Here is a 1,290-nt window from a genome sequence, read left to right on the forward strand (position 1 = left end):
AGGTTGTTGTTATATTTGCTGCCTTGAAGTCTGGCAATTCAATATCATAATTTCAACGTTACTTTGCTGTGAAAGTGTTGGTGCATCTCTTTGCCTATTGTTTTGGTGCAACAGCCAAGCCAGTCCGTATCAGGTGTCATGCAGGTTTCTCTGGCCCAAATCGTTGAAAGTGAATCGGAAATATCAGAGTCCTGATTTGTTGCCTGTATGCCGCAGATTTATCACGCGTGGAAAGATTTTCGACCAAGTATTATCGTATTAATGGATGGAGTTGCATAACAAAGAAGCAATCAAGGTGACCCGTTACACTCGGCGGTTTTGGTATGAAGTTCGGTGCGCTTTGCTGGTCTTGCGTGGGGCACCTTATTGCAGGCGTTACATGCCCGTTTTTTTAAGGTTTTAGGCTTCATCGCTGTTGATAGCTTAGTGGTTTCAGCGGTGTTCACATTGCAGATAGAATCATTCATCGAAAGTGCGGTTAATGTTCCTTATGCCCAATGTTCTTTGGTCAAAAATGTATTACCTTTCCAAATTCATGAGGCCGCACTATTGAATTCAGTGTTGGCGCGTTATTATTTCGGTGGTTACTAAGTCGCTGTTTTTATAATGCCAATTCAGTTATGTGGTTGGCGGTAGCGTGTCGTTTGGATTACATCAAGCTCCGCGATTGTTGTTGGTTTTCCTGCTGTCTCGGTGGGGCGGCCAAGCCGCATTGAATTCAGAGTTTGCATGTAACAATGCAATCAAGGTGATGCGTTACACTCGGCGGTTTTGGTTCGGAGTTCAGTGCGCTTTGCTGGTTCAGTGGGGCACACCTTATTGCGGGCGTTATGGCTATTAATTTACATACTTCTCTTACATAAAAGAGATATCAACCGCGAATGTTGAAACTGATATTTCTGTTTCTGAATCACTTAATCTTAGGATATACACTCATTCTTAAAGTTATAGGGTTGAATTATGAGTGCTAGTGATAAAGAGATTAAATTAACTATTGCAAAGTTGATCGAGATTGCATATTCAAGCAATAAAGGATTAACGGCTTCGATTATGCTAGATGTTGGAACTGCAAAGTTAACTGTTGATAGTCGCGGTAATTCTATTTTATCTGGTAAAGTCGGGGTGGTGACATTTAGTGGTAATGAAGTGGCATAGTTAATTTGGCCACCTGATTAGAGGTGATATCATCACCTCACAACTGAACAGGTGACACAATGACCAAACGTACCAGAAGAACATATAGCCCTGAGTTTAAGCTTGAAGCTGCTCAACTTGTCCTTGACCAAAATT

At 41.6% G+C, this 1,290-nt stretch carries 2 protein-coding genes; both read left to right on the forward strand.

The window, feature by feature from the left end:
• Positions 1 to 333: 333 nt before the first annotated feature.
• The gene (locus EDI28_RS25800; RefSeq protein WP_128786686.1) at positions 334 to 591 is read left to right on the forward strand and encodes a hypothetical protein; all 258 of its coding nucleotides are present in this window, start codon (positions 334 to 336) and stop codon (positions 589 to 591) included.
• Positions 592 to 960: 369 nt separating this feature from the next.
• On the forward strand, positions 961 to 1,155 hold the full coding sequence (locus EDI28_RS25810; protein ID WP_199287501.1) for a hypothetical protein: 195 nt from the start codon (positions 961 to 963) through the stop codon (positions 1,153 to 1,155).
• Positions 1,156 to 1,290 lie beyond the last annotated feature (135 nt).

Origin of the sequence: Photobacterium chitinilyticum, from assembly GCF_004104355.1 — a bacterium.
Taxonomy (GTDB): domain Bacteria; phylum Pseudomonadota; class Gammaproteobacteria; order Enterobacterales; family Vibrionaceae; genus Photobacterium; species Photobacterium chitinilyticum.

Excerpts from the sequence above, each read along its gene's own strand:
- EDI28_RS25810 (WP_199287501.1), top strand. The coding sequence starts at position 961 with ATGAGTGCTAGTGATAAAGAGATTAAATTAACTATTGCAAAGTTGATC.